General features: G+C 63.9%; 14 protein-coding genes and 2 tRNA genes. 6 read left to right on the top strand and 10 right to left on the bottom strand.

The annotated features are described in order from the left end of the window. Positions 1-170: 170 nt before the first annotated feature. Positions 171-752, top strand: coding sequence for a cupin domain-containing protein (locus tag CK498_RS01095; protein ID WP_095619015.1), 582 nt, complete (start codon positions 171-173; stop codon positions 750-752). A gap of 4 nt (positions 753-756) precedes the next feature. On the opposite strand, the gene CK498_RS01090 is transcribed toward CK498_RS01095, so the two are convergent. The 7 genes from CK498_RS01090 to CK498_RS01060 form a co-directional block, all read right to left on the bottom strand. Continuing rightward, positions 757-2001 (bottom strand): uracil-xanthine permease family protein, encoded by a 1245-nt coding sequence (locus CK498_RS01090; protein ID WP_095619014.1) that lies wholly within the window; start codon positions 1999-2001, stop codon positions 757-759. A gap of 86 nt (positions 2002-2087) precedes the next feature. Then, positions 2088-2717: a uracil phosphoribosyltransferase gene (gene upp, locus CK498_RS01085; RefSeq protein ID WP_095619013.1), complete on the bottom strand. Its 630-nt coding sequence runs from the start codon at positions 2715-2717 to the stop codon at positions 2088-2090. A 79-nt stretch (positions 2718-2796) separates the two neighbouring features. After that, positions 2797-3498, bottom strand: a complete 702-nt coding sequence (ung, locus tag CK498_RS01080; RefSeq protein ID WP_095619553.1) for a uracil-DNA glycosylase — start codon at positions 3496-3498, stop codon at positions 2797-2799. 15 nt (positions 3499-3513) lie between these two features. Further along, on the bottom strand, positions 3514-4002 hold the full coding sequence (gpt, locus tag CK498_RS01075; RefSeq protein WP_095619012.1) for a xanthine phosphoribosyltransferase: 489 nt from the start codon (positions 4000-4002) through the stop codon (positions 3514-3516). A 36-nt stretch (positions 4003-4038) separates the two neighbouring features. Beyond that, positions 4039-4584, bottom strand: a complete 546-nt coding sequence (locus CK498_RS01070) for an adenine phosphoribosyltransferase (protein ID WP_095619011.1) — start codon at positions 4582-4584, stop codon at positions 4039-4041. A gap of 21 nt (positions 4585-4605) precedes the next feature. Next, a complete protein-coding gene (locus tag CK498_RS01065; RefSeq protein WP_095619010.1) occupies positions 4606-5907 on the bottom strand; it encodes an NCS2 family permease in 1302 nt (433 codons plus the stop codon). A gap of 228 nt (positions 5908-6135) precedes the next feature. Continuing rightward, positions 6136-6765 (bottom strand): riboflavin synthase subunit alpha, encoded by a 630-nt coding sequence (locus tag CK498_RS01060; RefSeq protein WP_095619009.1) that lies wholly within the window; start codon positions 6763-6765, stop codon positions 6136-6138. Between the two features lie 412 nt (positions 6766-7177). Here CK498_RS01060 and CK498_RS01055 point away from each other — a divergent pair, with 412 nt between their 5' ends. The 4 genes from CK498_RS01055 to CK498_RS01040 all read left to right on the top strand — a co-directional run bounded on the left by CK498_RS01055 (position 7178) and on the right by CK498_RS01040 (position 10303). Next, positions 7178-8221, top strand: coding sequence for a methionine ABC transporter ATP-binding protein (locus tag CK498_RS01055; protein WP_095619008.1), 1044 nt, complete (start codon positions 7178-7180; stop codon positions 8219-8221). After that, positions 8202-8855 carry a methionine ABC transporter permease gene (locus tag CK498_RS01050; protein ID WP_095619007.1) on the top strand — a complete coding sequence of 218 codons (654 nt, stop codon included), beginning with the start codon at positions 8202-8204 and terminating at the stop codon, positions 8853-8855. The genes CK498_RS01055 and CK498_RS01050 overlap by 20 nt, the downstream gene beginning before the upstream one ends. 80 nt (positions 8856-8935) lie before the next feature. After that, positions 8936-9769 carry a MetQ/NlpA family ABC transporter substrate-binding protein gene (locus CK498_RS01045; protein ID WP_095619006.1) on the top strand — a complete coding sequence of 278 codons (834 nt, stop codon included), beginning with the start codon at positions 8936-8938 and terminating at the stop codon, positions 9767-9769. Positions 9770-9835: 66 nt separating this feature from the next. After that, entirely contained in the window at positions 9836-10303 is a 468-nt protein-coding gene (locus tag CK498_RS01040) for a GAF domain-containing protein (protein ID WP_095619005.1), read from the top strand. A gap of 56 nt (positions 10304-10359) precedes the next feature. On the opposite strand, the gene CK498_RS01035 is transcribed toward CK498_RS01040, so the two are convergent. The 3 genes from CK498_RS01035 to glpK form a co-directional block, all read right to left on the bottom strand. Then, positions 10360-10436: transfer RNA gene (locus tag CK498_RS01035), tRNA-Val, on the bottom strand. A gap of 43 nt (positions 10437-10479) precedes the next feature. Further along, positions 10480-10556, bottom strand: a tRNA-Val gene (locus CK498_RS01030). 116 nt (positions 10557-10672) lie between these two features. Beyond that, on the bottom strand, positions 10673-12154 hold the full coding sequence (gene glpK, locus CK498_RS01025; RefSeq protein WP_095619004.1) for a glycerol kinase GlpK: 1482 nt from the start codon (positions 12152-12154) through the stop codon (positions 10673-10675). 226 nt (positions 12155-12380) lie between these two features. On the opposite strand from glpK, the gene CK498_RS01020 reads away from it, so the two are divergent. Beyond that, positions 12381-13139, top strand: coding sequence for a DeoR/GlpR family transcriptional regulator (locus tag CK498_RS01020; RefSeq protein ID WP_095619003.1), 759 nt, complete (start codon positions 12381-12383; stop codon positions 13137-13139). Positions 13140-13356: the final 217 nt, after the last annotated feature.

Raw genomic sequence — 13356 nt, 5'->3', positions numbered from 1 at the left:
GTCAAATCCGATCAGCGGCGTAGGTCTTTAGCTCCAGATTACCCCAAGGGTACCGCCACTGCGACCGTAGCGACACCCATACGGGGCTAAAGTCATAGCCGGATCATCGGCTTATCTTTGCCAGGGCGACGCGCTATCATGCCGTCAAGGATCTTCAACAAGGACAGCGCATGAGTGGTTTCAACGTCGGTGCACGACTCAAGCAGCTGCGGCTGCGGGCCACGCTCTCGCAGCGTGAACTGGCCAAGCGTGCCGGTGTGACCAACAGCACCATTTCGTTGATCGAACAGAACAGCGTCAGTCCGTCGGTCAGCTCGCTGAAGAAGATACTCGATGCCATGCCAGTCTCTATCAGCGAGTTCTTCGCCGGCGAACAGACCAGCCAGGAGCGGGTTTTCTATCGCGCCAGCGAGCTCACTGAGATCGGCGATGGCCAGCTGTCGTGGCGACTGGTCGGCGCACGGCGCCCCAACCGCAGCATGTCGATCATCCACGAGCGCTATCCGCCCGGCGCCGATACCGGCGCCGATATGCTCGAGCATGAGGGGGAGGAAGGCGGTGTGGTGGTAGCCGGTACCATCGAGCTCACCGTCGACGGCGAGGCGCGCCTGCTGACCGCCGGCGACGCCTACTACTTCGATTCGCGGCTGCCCCACCGCTTTCGCAACGTCAGCGACAGCGAGTGCGTGATCGTCAGCGCCAACAACCCGCCGTCATTCTCCGACGGCAGCGGCGAACGCCACCACCACTGAGCGCTTACTCGCCCTCACGGGGCGGCGGCAGGATCAGGTTGAGGGCGATCCCCACCACCGCCGCCAGGCTCACGCCCTGCAGGGTGAACTGGCCGCCGCCGAACTGCATCCCGCCGATGCCGAACACCAGGATCAGCGACACCACCACCAGGTTGCGCGGCGCGGTCAGCGAGTGACCGGCGCGCACCAGGGTGTTCATGCCGACCACCGCGATGGAACCGAACAGCAACACCATGATCCCGCCCATCACCGGCCCGGGGATGGTCTGCAGCACGGCGCCGAGTTTGGCGACGAAGGCCAGCAGGATGGCGAAGCAGGCGGCAACGATCATGTAGCGCGGGTTGAAGGCGCGGGTCAGGGTCACCGCCCCGGTCACTTCGGAGTAGGTGGTATTGGGCGGGCCACCAAACAGCGCCGCGGTTGAAGTGGCCAGGCCATCGCCGAGCAGAGTGCGGTGCAGACCAGGCTTCTCCAGGTAGTTCTTGCGCGTCACCGAGCCGATCGCCACCATGTCGCCAATGTGCTCCACCGCCGGGGCGATGGCCACCGGGATCATGAACAGGATCGCCGCCCAGTGAAAGCTCGGCGCAGTGAAACTCGGCAGCGCCAGCCAGCTGGCCTCGCGCACCGGCGAGAAGTCGACCACGCCCATCGCCAGCGCCAGCAGATAGCCGCAGACAATTCCTCCCATGATCGGAATCAGGCGCAACAGGCCGCGGCCGAACACCGCCAGCACCAGGGTCACCAACAGGCTGATCATCGACAGCGTGATCGCCTGGCCGTAGCCGATATGCTCGCTGGTCTCGCCGCTGGCCATGTCCACCGCCACCGGCGCCAGCGCCAGGCCAATCACCATGATCACCGGCCCCACCACCACCGCCGGTAGCACGCGGTGCAGCCAATCCGTGCCCTTGACGCGCACCACTTGCGACATGGCAACGTAGACCAAGCCCGCCGCCAACAGCCCGCCGAGGGTCTCGGAGACGCCGAAGCTGGCCACCGAGCCCTGGATCGGCGCAATGAATGCGAACGACGAGGCCAGGAACACCGGCACGCTCTGGCGTGTAACGGCGTGGAACACCAGCGTGCCGGCACCAGCGGTGAACAGTGCCACGCTGGGATCGAGGCCGGTCAACAGCGGCACCAGCACCAGCGCACCGAAGGCCACGAACAGCATCTGGGCGCCGGTCAGCAGCGTCTTGGGCAGGCTTGGCGAAGGCTCCACCGCAGCCGCAGTCGAGTCGTTCATCAACCATTTCCTCTTGTTATGACTTGAGTCTTGTCAAAAAAAACCCCTGAATATCAGGGGCATTGAGTAATTGAATTTTTGAGCCATTAGCGGGTGCCGAAAATTTTATCTCCAGCATCGCCCAGTCCTGGGACGATATAGCCGTTCTCGTCGAGGCGCTCGTCGATGGCCGCGGTGTAGATCTCGACCTCAGGGTAGGCCTCCTGCACGCGGCGAATGCCTTCCGGTGCGGCAACCAGCACGATCACCTTCATCAGCGGGCAGCCGCGGGCCTTGAGCATGTCGAGGGTAGCCAGCATCGAGCCACCGGTGGCCAGCATCGGGTCGATGACGATCGCCAGGCGCTCGTCGAGGTCGTTGGTGAACTTCTCGAAATAGGGCACCGGCTCGAGAGTTTCCTCGTTACGATAGAGTCCCACCACGCTGATCCGCGCGCTGGGAATCAGGTCGGTGACGCCATCCAGCATGCCGAGCCCGGCGCGCAGAATCGGCACGATGGTGACCTTCTTGCCCTTGAGCAGCTGCACCGGGATCTTGTCGCCGCTCCAGCCGTCGATCTCCTGGGTCTGCAGCTCGAGGTCCTGGGTCGCCTCGTAGGTCAGCAGCTTGGCCAGCTCACCGGCCAGCTCGCGAAAGCTCTTGGTGCTGATCCCCGCTTCGCGCATCAGGCCGAGCTTGTGCTGTACCAGAGGATGGTCGATGGCGTGAACGCTCATGGCGGAAAGCTCCCTCGTCAGGCTGACGTCTATTGGATGGACAAATTGCGCGCAATTCTAGCCTGATCAGGCGTTCAGGTTAAGGCCCAACGGCTTCCGGGGCGGCGGGTAGCTGCCAGTCGATGGGCTCGCGGCCATGGGCAGCCAGAAACGCGTTGGCCTGTGAGAAATGCCGCTGGCCAAAGAAGCCACGATGCGCCGACAGCGGCGAAGGGTGCGGAGAATGTAGCACCAGGTGGCGGCTGCGGTCGACGAAGGCGGCCTTCTTCTGGGCATAGCTGCCCCACAGCAGGAAGGCAACGTGGTCGCACTGCTCGTTGACCGCGGCGATGGCACGGTCGGTAAAGGTTTCCCAGCCACGACCGCGATGTGAGCCGGCATTGCCCTGCTCCACCGTGAGCACGCTGTTGAGCATCAGTACGCCCTGCCGCGCCCAGTACTCGAGGAAGCCGTGGTTGACCGGCGTGGTGCCGAGGTCCTGGGCCAGCTCCTTGTAGATGTTCTGCAGCGACGGCGGCGTTGGTACCCCGGGGCGCACCGAAAAGCACAGGCCGTGGGCCTGATCGGGACCGTGGTAGGGGTCTTGCCCGAGCACCACCACCTTGACCTGGTCAAGCGGAGTCAGCTGAAAGGCGCGGAACCAGTGCGCCGAGTGCGGGTAGATGACCTTGCGCGCGGCCTTCTCGGCGGCCAGGAAATCGCGCAGTGCCTGCATGTGTGGGGCTTCCAGCTCGGCCCCGAGATGCGCCTGCCAACTCTCGGGAAGCGGTGATTCCGGCATCATGACTCTCCTCACTCAGGGCGTCTGGCCGCGCACTTGATCGACCAGCGGCTCGACGTAGGCAATCCCCATATCCCAGGGGAACTGGATCCAGCAATCCTGGGCCACCTCGGTGAGACACTGGTCGACCAGCGGGCGCCCTTCGGGCTTGGCGTAGATGGTGACGAAGTGTGCCTTGGGCAACATCTCGCGCACCGCACGGGCGGTCTTGCCGGTGTCGACCAGGTCGTCGACCAGCAGCCAGCCGTCGCCGTCGTGCTCGACGCCCTTCATGACGTCCAGGCCGCCCTGGTCCATGTGGTCGTAGCTCTTGATGCATACGGTGTCGATCAGCCGCACGTTGAGCTCGCGGGCGATCAGCGCGGCGGGAATCAGCCCGCCGCGAGTGATGGCGATGATGCCCTTGAAGTCACGCTCGACGAGTTGATGGCACAGCGCCCGCACATCGCGGTGAAGCTGGTCCCAGGAAACGGTGAAGTGCTGCTGATAGCGATTGGCGCTCATGATCGATATACCGGTAAACCACAGGGGAGGACCTGGTTACTCGTCCTCGGTGAAGGAACAGACTGCGAACACGCCGTAGCCTGCGTCGCGAATCTTCTGCGACCCGCCGAGCTCCGGCAGGTCGATGATGGTGGCGGTTTCCACCACCTGGCCGCCACTACGGGTGATCAGCTTGGAGGCGGCCAGCATGGTGCCGCCAGTAGCGATCAGGTCGTCCATGACCAGGATACGGTCGCCCTGTTGGAAGGCGTCGGAGTGCAGCTCGACCTCCGACTTGCCGTACTCCAGGGTATAGGTCTCGCTGACGGTACGGAACGGCAGCTTGCCCTTCTTGCGTACCGGCACGAAACTGCAGCCCAGCTCGTAGGCCAGCGGTGCGCCGATAATGAAGCCACGCGCATCGATGGCGGCGATCGCATCCAGATCCATTTCCTGATAGCGATGCACGAAACTGTCGATCAGCTTGCGGAAGGCCGCACTGTTCTGCAGCAGCGGCGTGATATCGCGGAAGTTGACCCCCGGGTGCGGCCAGTCGGGGACGGTACGAATCACGGATTTGATGTAGTCGCCGTATATGCTCATCGGGGGTCGGGTCCCATCGGGTCAGTCGAGAAAAAGGAATTTGAGAACGAACAGCAGTGCCAACACAATCACCGCCGGGTTGAGATCGCTGAAACGGCCCGACAGCGTCTTGATCGCCACGTAGCTGACGAAGCCCAGGGCGATGCCCTCGGCGATCGAGAAGGTCAGCGGCATGGCCAGGGCAGCGATCAGCACCGGGGCTGCCTCAGTCACGTCGTCCCAGTCGGCGTGGGCCAGACTGCCGGCCATCAGTACCGCCACGTAGAGCAGCGCACCGGCGGTGGCATAGGCCGGAATTGAGCCAGCCAGCGGAGCGAAGAACAGGCTGATCAGGAACAGCCCGGCGACCACCACCGCGGTAAGGCCGGTGCGCCCGCCCGAGGCAATGCCAGCCGTGGATTCAATGTAGCTGGTGGTGGTCGAGGTGCCCATCACCGCGCCGGCCATGGAGGCCCCGCTGTCGGCCATCATCGCCCGGCCGATGCGCGGCAGCTTGCCATCCTTGTCGAGCAGCTTGCCGCGGTGCGCCACCCCGATCAGGGTACCGGAGGTATCGAACAGGTCGACGAACAGGAAGGCGAAGATCACGCTGAGCATAGCCACGTCCAACGCACCGGCGAAGTCCAACGCCATGAAGGTCGGGGCGATCGACGGCGGCGCCGAGACCATACCACCGTACTCGCTGTGGCCGAACAGGATGGCCACCACGGTAACGCCGAGGATACCGATCATCACCGCACCGGTGACCTTGAGATGGGCCAGCGCGGTGATCGCGAAGAAGCCGACCAGGGCATAGATCGCCGACGGTTGGGAGAGATCGCCCAGCGCCACGTAGGTGGCCGGATTAGAGACCACGATGCCGGCGTTCTTGAGCGCGATCATGGCCAGGAACAGGCCGATGCCAGCCGCAATGCCGAGGCGCAGCGAGAGCGGTATGGCGTTGATGATCCACTCGCGAATCTTGAACACGCTGAGCAGGAAGAAGATGAAGCCGGAGAAGAACACCGCCCCCAGTGCCGCCTCCCAGGTGTAGCCCATGCCCAGCACTACGCCATAGGTAAAGAAGGCGTTGAGCCCCATGCCCGGCGCCTGGGCGATCGGATAGTTGGCCCACAGCCCCATGATCAGACAGCCCACCGCCGCCGCCAGACAGGTGGCGACGAACACCGCGCCGTAGTCCATGCCGGCCTCGGAGAGGATGCTGGGATTGACGAAGATGATATAGGCCATGGTCAGGAAGGTGGTGATCCCGGCAATGACCTCGGTCTTGATGGAGGTATTGTGTTCTGACAGCTTGAAGTGGTTGTCGAGCAGTCGTTTCATGGGTCAGTCCTGCGCGTGGACGCTCAGCGCCCAGGGTGCGAGAAAAGCCGCACATGGTACCCAAAGGCGCCGGCGGATGCGAGGCGCGTATCGAGGGCATGGCGACCTGCGTTGATTGTTGTGATGGTCGGCATCTCTCGCCGCCACCCCCTATCTATAAGCAAGCGCTGCGCCATTGGCCACCCGTACCACCAACGAAAACTTGACGGAGCGGTCAAAGCAAGCGTTTTAGTGCCCTTCGCGGCTTGCCAGCACCCGCTCGACGGTCTCGACGATGGCCTGGGTCTGCGGGTCTATCTCGACATTGACGCGATCGCCGGGGCGACGCTCGGCGAGAACGGTGCGCGCCAGTGTCTCGGGTATCAGATTGACGCAGAAGCGCACCCGCCCCGCCGCACCGGACGCCACACCGCCAATGGTCAGGCTGATGCCGTCGACGCCGATATAGCCCTTGTCGAAGATGAAGCGACCGAATTCTGCGTCGAGCTCGAACCACAGCCGGCGATTGTTGGGCGCTTCGTCCAGCTCGACCAACTCGGCCATGGTGATGACATGACCGGACATGGCGTGGCCGCCGATTTCATCACCGAAACGCGCCGCCCGCTCGATATTGACGCTATCACCCACCTCGAGTGCACCAAGATTGGTCAACCTCAGGGTCTCGCGCATCAGGTCGAAGCTGACCTCCTCGCCGTCGATGGCGGTGACTGTCAGGCACACGCCGTTGTGCGCCACCGAGGCACCCAGCGCAAGGCCTTCACGCAGTGCTGCGTCGAGCGCCAGCACGTGGGTGCGAAACTCGCTTTTCTCGATGACCCGGGTGACCGCCGCCGTGCCCTGTACGATGCCTGTGAACATGCTCTCTCCCGCCCCTGATCGATCCGCGCCCGACGGTTGCACCAGACGCTGGAAAGCCATCAAGTGTAATGAATCGGCGTGCCGGACGTCCACGCCGGGCGCGCCGGCGGCGCCCGGACAATGGCAGTCAAAACCTCTTCATAATGGAAAAAATCAGAAATATTTCCTATACCATTGGCCAGCAACCCTTATCTTGAACTAAGGTCGTTGACATTATCCGAGTGCGCCGCCTAGAATTTGCGCCACATATTCAGGCGCCGATTTGACCCCAGATTGCGGGCGCCCTCCTTCCTACGGGAAGCGAGAAGTGCAGCTAAAAGGGTGTGTCCAGCGTTGATGGCCACCCGCCAGGGTGGCCTTTTTTTCGGCCGCCTGCTGCCCAAGCCCGCCAGCGCCGCAACGCGACAGGACCATGATCACACTCTCCAACGTCTCCAAGACCTACGGCCAGGGCGACAGCGCCGTCGAGGCACTCAAGCCGCTCGACCTGCATGTCCCCGAAGGCACCATTTACGGCGTCATCGGCCTCTCAGGGGCCGGCAAGTCGACACTGATTCGCTGCGTCAACCTGCTCGAGCGGCCCACCAGCGGCAGCGTCAGCGTCGACGGCCAGGAGCTCACCACCCTCAGCGGCACCATGCTCAACCAGGCCCGCCACCGCATTGGCATGATCTTCCAGCACTTCAACCTGCTCGACTCACGCACGGTCTTTGCCAATGTCGCCCTTCCCCTGGAGCTGATGGGCGTTCCGCGCCGCGAGATTCGCCAGCGAGTCACCCCGCTGCTCGAGCTGGTCGGCCTCAGCGACAAGACCGACCAGTATCCGGCGCAGCTCTCCGGCGGCCAGAAGCAGCGCGTGGCGATCGCCCGCGCCCTAGCCAGCAAGCCCAAGGTACTGCTGTGCGACGAGGCCACCTCGGCCCTCGACCCCCAGACCACTGGCTCGATCCTCGCCCTGCTGCAGGAGATCAACCGCAGCCTGGGCCTGACCATTCTGCTAATCACCCACGAGATGGAAGTGGTCAAGCGGATCTGCCATCGGGTCGGCCTGATCTCGGCCGGCGACCTGGTCGAAGAGGCCGAGGTGGGTGACTTCTTTACCGCACCGCGCACCCAACTGGGCCGCGAGTTCATCAACGAATTCCTCAAGCTCGAACCGCCGCGGGCACTGGTCGAGCGCCTCGACGCGGCATCAGGCCCCCACTCGCACCCGGTGGTGCGTCTGGCCTTCTCCGGCGACGCCGTGTCGACGCCGCTGATCTCGCGGCTGGCCCGCGACTGCCAGATCGACGTCAGCATCCTGCAGGCCAAGGTCGAATCCATCCAGGGCCGCACCCTGGGGCTGATGATCGCCGAGCTGATCGGCCCGGAGAGCAAGACCCGCGAGGCCATCGACTACCTCGAAACCCATGACCTTCACGTGGAGCTGCTCGGCCATGTCCAGCGCGATGCTTGATCTGATCCTCAAGGCGACCCTCGACACCCTCTACATGGTCGGTGTCTCGAGCCTGCTCTCGGCGCTGCTCGGGGTGCCGCTGGGCGTACTGCTATACGTCACCCGGCCACGCCAGATCCTCGCCCAGCCGGCGCTCAATCGGGTACTGGGGGTGGTCACCAATATCGGCCGCTCGGTGCCCTTCATCATCCTGATGGTGGCGATCATTCCCTTCACGCGGATGATTGCCGGCACCTCGATCGGCACCAACGCCGCGATAGTGCCGCTGACCATCGCCGCGATTCCGTTCGTGGCGCGACTGGTGGAGGGGGCCCTGAACGAGATCTCGCCGGGCCTGATCGAGGCCGCCCAGTCGATGGGCGCCACACCACTGCAGATCATCACCAAGGTGCTGCTGCCCGAGGCGCTGGGCGGCATCATTACCGGCCTGACCATCACCGTGGTGACCCTGGTCAGCTATTCGGCGATGGCCGGTGCCGTGGGCGGCGGCGGCCTCGGCGACCTTGGCATACGCTACGGCTACAACCGCTTCGATCCCACGGTGATGCTGATCACCGTGGCGATCCTGGTGGTCATGGTGCAGGGTTTCCAGAGCCTAGGTGACCATCTGGTACGCCGCACCGACCACAAGTGATCCATTTTCACTCGGCGTCGCACCTGGAATAGCGGCGCCTCCACCGCCTCGCTTCGAGGCATCAAGGAGATACAGCGCTCATGAATGACACCCTCTCCCGCCAGTTCACCCCGTCGCGCCTGCTCGGCGGCTTGATGCTCGCCGGCAGCCTGGCGCTGGCCGGCTGCGGCAACGGCGACGACGCCGCCGAGACTCGCTCGATCAGCGTCGGCACCGTGGCCGGCCCGGAAACCGAGGTCATGGAAGTTGCGGTACGCATCGCCAAGGAGGAGTACGACCTCGACGTCGAGATCGTCGAATTCACCGACTACGTCTCACCCAATGCGGCGCTGGCCGACGGCAGCCTCGACGCCAACGCTTACCAGCACGAGCCCTACCTGCAGAGCATGGTCGAAGACCGCGGCTACGAGCTGGTCGCCGCCGGACGCAGCTTCGTCTATCCGATCGGTGCCTACTCCGAGCGCCACGCCAGCATCGATGAACTGCCCGACGGCGCCATTATCGCGCTGCCCAACGATCCGTCCAATGAAGGCCGCGCACTGATCCTGATGCATAACGAGGGACTGATCGAGCTCGACGACCCCGAGAACCTCGAAGCCACGCCGGTCAACGTGATCGAGAACCCGCGCGACTTCCAGTTCCGCGAGATCGAGGCCGCCCAGCTGCCGCGGGTACTCCCCGATGTCGACATGGCCTTCATCAATAACACCTTCGCCCAGCCTGCTGGCCTCAGCCTCGACGACGCCCTGGTTCGCGAAGGTCCCGACTCGCCCTACGTCAACCTGATCGTGGTGCGCGCCGGCGATGAAGAGCGCGAGGAGATTCGCCAGTTGGTCAGCGCCTACCAGCGCGACGAAGTGGCCGCCAAGGCCGAAGAGCTGTTCGACGGCGGCGCGGTTCCCGGCTGGGAGTAAGCCCGTCGCATAGCGCAACTCAGCAGCGGCCGGCCTTGTGCCGGCCGTTTGCCGTGAGGAGACACCATGTCCACCGACTATGACCTACTGGCACGCCAGCTCGAGGCGCTGCTCGACGGCCGCGACTGGCTGACCAACAGCGCCCAGACCTGCGCCTTCATCATGCATGGCGTGCCCGACCTCAACTGGGCAGGCTTCTACCTGCAGCGCCAGCCGCAGCTGCTGACGCTCGGCCCCTTCCAGGGTCAGCCGGCCTGCAACCCGATCCCCTTCGCCAAGGGCGTATGCGGCGCCGCGGCGCGCAGCCGCCAGACCCAGCGCGTCGCCGACGTTCACGCCGTGGCCGACCATATCGCCTGCGATGCGGCCTCGCGCTCTGAACTGGTGGTGCCCATCCTTGCCGAAACGCAGCTATGGGGCGTGCTCGACCTCGACAGCCCGCTGCCGGCGCGCTTCAGCGCCGCCGACCAGGCCGGGATCGAGCAGCTGGTCGCGGTCTTCGTCGCGCGTAGCGACCTCGCCGCCGCGAGCTAGCAGCCAGACGCAAAACGGCCCCGTAGCGAATGCGCTACGGGGCCGTCTCTGGATTCTGGTAGGACCAAGCGGATTTGAACCGCTGACCTCCACGATGTCAACGTGGCGCTCTAACCAACTGAGCTATGGTCCTATTTCGTGACTGCCGTTGCGTGCTGCCAATGATGCACCTGAACTGGTAGGACCAAGCGGATTTGAACCGCTGACCTCCACGATGTCAACGTGGCGCTCTAACCAACTGAGCTATGGTCCTGCCGCTTCCCAGCATATGGCTTGCCTGGCAACGGATGCGTATTTTACGCATCCGCCCCGCGAATGCAATAGTAGCGTAAAAATTCTTGGCGATCAGCCGCTTGGCGATATACCGCGTCAGGATTTGACGCGCGCCACGGCATCCTGCCAGCCCTGATAGAGGCGCTCGCGCTCGTCGCCGGGCATGCTCGGCTCGAAGGTGCGCTCGCAGCGCCATAGCTCGGCGATTTCGTCCAGGTCGCGGTACCAGCCGATCTGCAGGCCGGCCAAGTAGGCGGCGCCCAGTGCCGTGGTCTCGAGCACCGTGGGCCGATCCACCGGCACCCCGAGCATGTCTGCCAGAAACTGCATCAGCCAGTTGTTGCGCACCATGCCGCCATCGACCCGCAACGTGCCGGTATTGGCGGCCATGTCGTCATTCATGCACACCTGCAGATCACGGGTCTGGTAGCAGACCGCCTGGAGGCCGGCGGCGACAATCTCGGCGATACCGGTATCCCGGGTCAGACCGAAGATCGCCCCGCGTGCCTGGGGATCCCAGTGCGGCGCGCCAAGACCGGTGAAGGCTGGCACCAGGTAGACGTGGTGCCCCTCACGCGTCTTCTTGGCCAGCGCCTCGGTTTCGGCCGCATCCTGGAACAGCTTGAGCCCGTCGCGCAGCCACTGCACCGTCGCCCCGGCCACGAAGATACTGCCCTCCATGGCGTAGGTCGGCTTGCCGTTCAGGCGGTAGCCCACGGTGGTCAGCAGCCGGTTGCGCGAGGTCTCGGCACTATCGCCGGTATTGAGAATCATGAAGCAGCCGGTGCCATAGGTGCTCTTGCCCATTCCCGGCTCGAAGCAGGCCTGGCCGAACAGCGCCGCCTGCTGGTCGCCGGCAACACCGGCAATCGGCAGCGCCGTGCCCAAGAACGCCTCCTCGGCCTGGCCGAAGTCGTCGCTGGAATCCTTGACCTCCGGCAGCAACGAGGCCGGAATGCCGAATAGCGCCAGCAGCTCGTCGTCCCAGCACTGCTGATGAATATTGAACAGCGCGGTGCGCGAGGCGTTGGTGGCATCGGTGGCGTGTACCTTGCCACCAGTGAGACGCCAGATCAGGAAGGTATCGACGGTACCGAAGGCCAGCTCGCCGCGCTCGGCGCGTTCCCGCGCGCCCTCGACGTGCTCCAGCAGCCAAGCCAGCTTGGTGGCAGAGAAATAGGGGTCGATCAGCAGCCCAGTGCGCGACTGCACCAGCGACGTGTGGCCGTCATCGCGCAGCCGCTGGCACAGGTCAGCGGTGCGCCGATCCTGCCACACGATCGCTCGGTGCAGCACCTCGCCGGTGCTGCGATCCCACAGCAGCGTGGTCTCGCGCTGGTTGGTGATGCCGATTCCCGCCACCTCATCGGCGCCGATAGCGGCCTGTTCGAGCACCTGGCGGCAGGTCTGCTCGACGCTGCGCCAGATGTCCTCGGCCTCGTGTTCGATCCAGCCATCTTCAGGAAAATGCTGGGTGAACTCCTGCTGGGCAACCTCGACGACGTTGGCCTGCCGGTCGAACAGAATCGCCCGCGAACTGGTAGTTCCCTGGTCGATGGCAAGCAGGTAGGCGGGCATGGCGAGGTCCTCGATGGTTGATTGGTATTTTCGTTTTCGCGGCATCAATGTTCGTTTACGACGATTCGAGACTAAACTAGTCCCGAGAACGGCTCAAACCTTTGCCGGTGACTTTCACTTGCACCTTAGTCGAACACTGCCACCTGGTATGCATCGCCCGACGCGCATGTATGATGTTTCAGATTGGCGAAATCACGTAGACTGGCGACAACATCAAGGAGGTCGCATGAATCAGCGGGAACGTCAGGATGCCATCGTGGCACTGGTAAAGCGCCAGGGATATGCCGCCATCGAGCAGCTCACCGGCCATTTCGATGTCACACCCCAGACCGTTCGTCGCGACCTCAATGCCCTGGCTGCGGAAGGCCTGATCCGCCGCGTGCACGGCGGCGCCGGCCTCGAGTCGAGCACCGTCAACACCTCCTACAGCACGCGCAAGACCCTCAACCTGGATGCCAAGCGCCGCATTGCCCAGCTGCTGGCCTCCAAGATTCCCGACAACGCCTCGCTGTTCATCAATATCGGCACCAGCAACGAAGTCATCGCCGATGCCCTCGAGCATCACAAGGGGCTCGAGGTGATCACCAACAACCTCAACGTGGCCGCCGCCCTGCAGCACAAGGAAGACTTCAACGTGATCGTCGCCGGCGGCCAGGTGCGTGCCCGCGACGGCGGCATCATCGGCGAGGCAACCATCGACTTCATCAATCAGTTCAAGGTCGATTTCGGCATCATCGGCATCAGCGGCATCGACGAAGATGGCTCACTGCTAGAATTCGACTATCAGGAGGTGCGCGTCGCCCAGGCGATCATCCGCAACTCACGGCAGGTCTTCCTGGCCGCCGACCACTCCAAGTTCCACCGCAACCCGGTAGTACGCCAGGGCAACATCTCCCAGCTCGATGCCCTGTTCACCGATCGTCGCCCCTCGGAGACCATCTGCCGGCTGCTGGAGAACCATGACGTTACCCTGCATATCGCCTGACACCCAGGCCGTGAGCAGTGGTAGCTAATCACCACCCACTGGAGAGACACAAGGTTTGCGCCATGGGTGAGAAGCATCGCTTCGAACGGGCTGGCCATGGATGGCCAGCACCGGTCCTGCAAGCGGAGCAGGATGCGAGAGCGCAGCAGGGCGCAAGGTAGTGCCCAGGGAAGGGTTCACAGCGCCTCCTCGTAGGCTTGTCGGCGGATCAATTCCG

Source organism: Halomonas salipaludis (assembly GCF_002286975.1).
In the GTDB taxonomy this organism is placed as follows: Bacteria; Pseudomonadota; Gammaproteobacteria; order Pseudomonadales; family Halomonadaceae; genus Franzmannia; species Franzmannia salipaludis.
The sequence above is the reverse complement of the archived record's forward strand: the minus strand, read 5'-3'. Positions and strand labels throughout refer to the sequence as shown.

Coding starts and splice junctions, on each gene's coding strand:
- CK498_RS01095 (WP_095619015.1), top strand. CDS start 171: ATGAGTGGTTTCAACGTCGGTGCACGACTCAAGCAGCTGCGGCTGCGG.
- CK498_RS01090 (WP_095619014.1), bottom strand. CDS start 2,001: ATGAACGACTCGACTGCGGCTGCGGTGGAGCCTTCGCCAAGCCTGCCC.
- upp (WP_095619013.1), bottom strand. CDS start 2,717: ATGAGCGTTCACGCCATCGACCATCCTCTGGTACAGCACAAGCTCGGC.
- ung (WP_095619553.1), bottom strand. CDS start 3,498: ATGCCGGAATCACCGCTTCCCGAGAGTTGGCAGGCGCATCTCGGGGCC.
- gpt (WP_095619012.1), bottom strand. CDS start 4,002: ATGAGCGCCAATCGCTATCAGCAGCACTTCACCGTTTCCTGGGACCAG.
- CK498_RS01070 (WP_095619011.1), bottom strand. CDS start 4,584: ATGAGCATATACGGCGACTACATCAAATCCGTGATTCGTACCGTCCCC.
- CK498_RS01065 (WP_095619010.1), bottom strand. CDS start 5,907: ATGAAACGACTGCTCGACAACCACTTCAAGCTGTCAGAACACAATACC.
- CK498_RS01060 (WP_095619009.1), bottom strand. CDS start 6,765: ATGTTCACAGGCATCGTACAGGGCACGGCGGCGGTCACCCGGGTCATC.
- CK498_RS01055 (WP_095619008.1), top strand. CDS start 7,178: ATGATCACACTCTCCAACGTCTCCAAGACCTACGGCCAGGGCGACAGC.
- CK498_RS01050 (WP_095619007.1), top strand. CDS start 8,202: ATGTCCAGCGCGATGCTTGATCTGATCCTCAAGGCGACCCTCGACACC.
- CK498_RS01045 (WP_095619006.1), top strand. CDS start 8,936: ATGAATGACACCCTCTCCCGCCAGTTCACCCCGTCGCGCCTGCTCGGC.
- CK498_RS01040 (WP_095619005.1), top strand. CDS start 9,836: ATGTCCACCGACTATGACCTACTGGCACGCCAGCTCGAGGCGCTGCTC.
- glpK (WP_095619004.1), bottom strand. CDS start 12,154: ATGCCCGCCTACCTGCTTGCCATCGACCAGGGAACTACCAGTTCGCGG.
- CK498_RS01020 (WP_095619003.1), top strand. CDS start 12,381: ATGAATCAGCGGGAACGTCAGGATGCCATCGTGGCACTGGTAAAGCGC.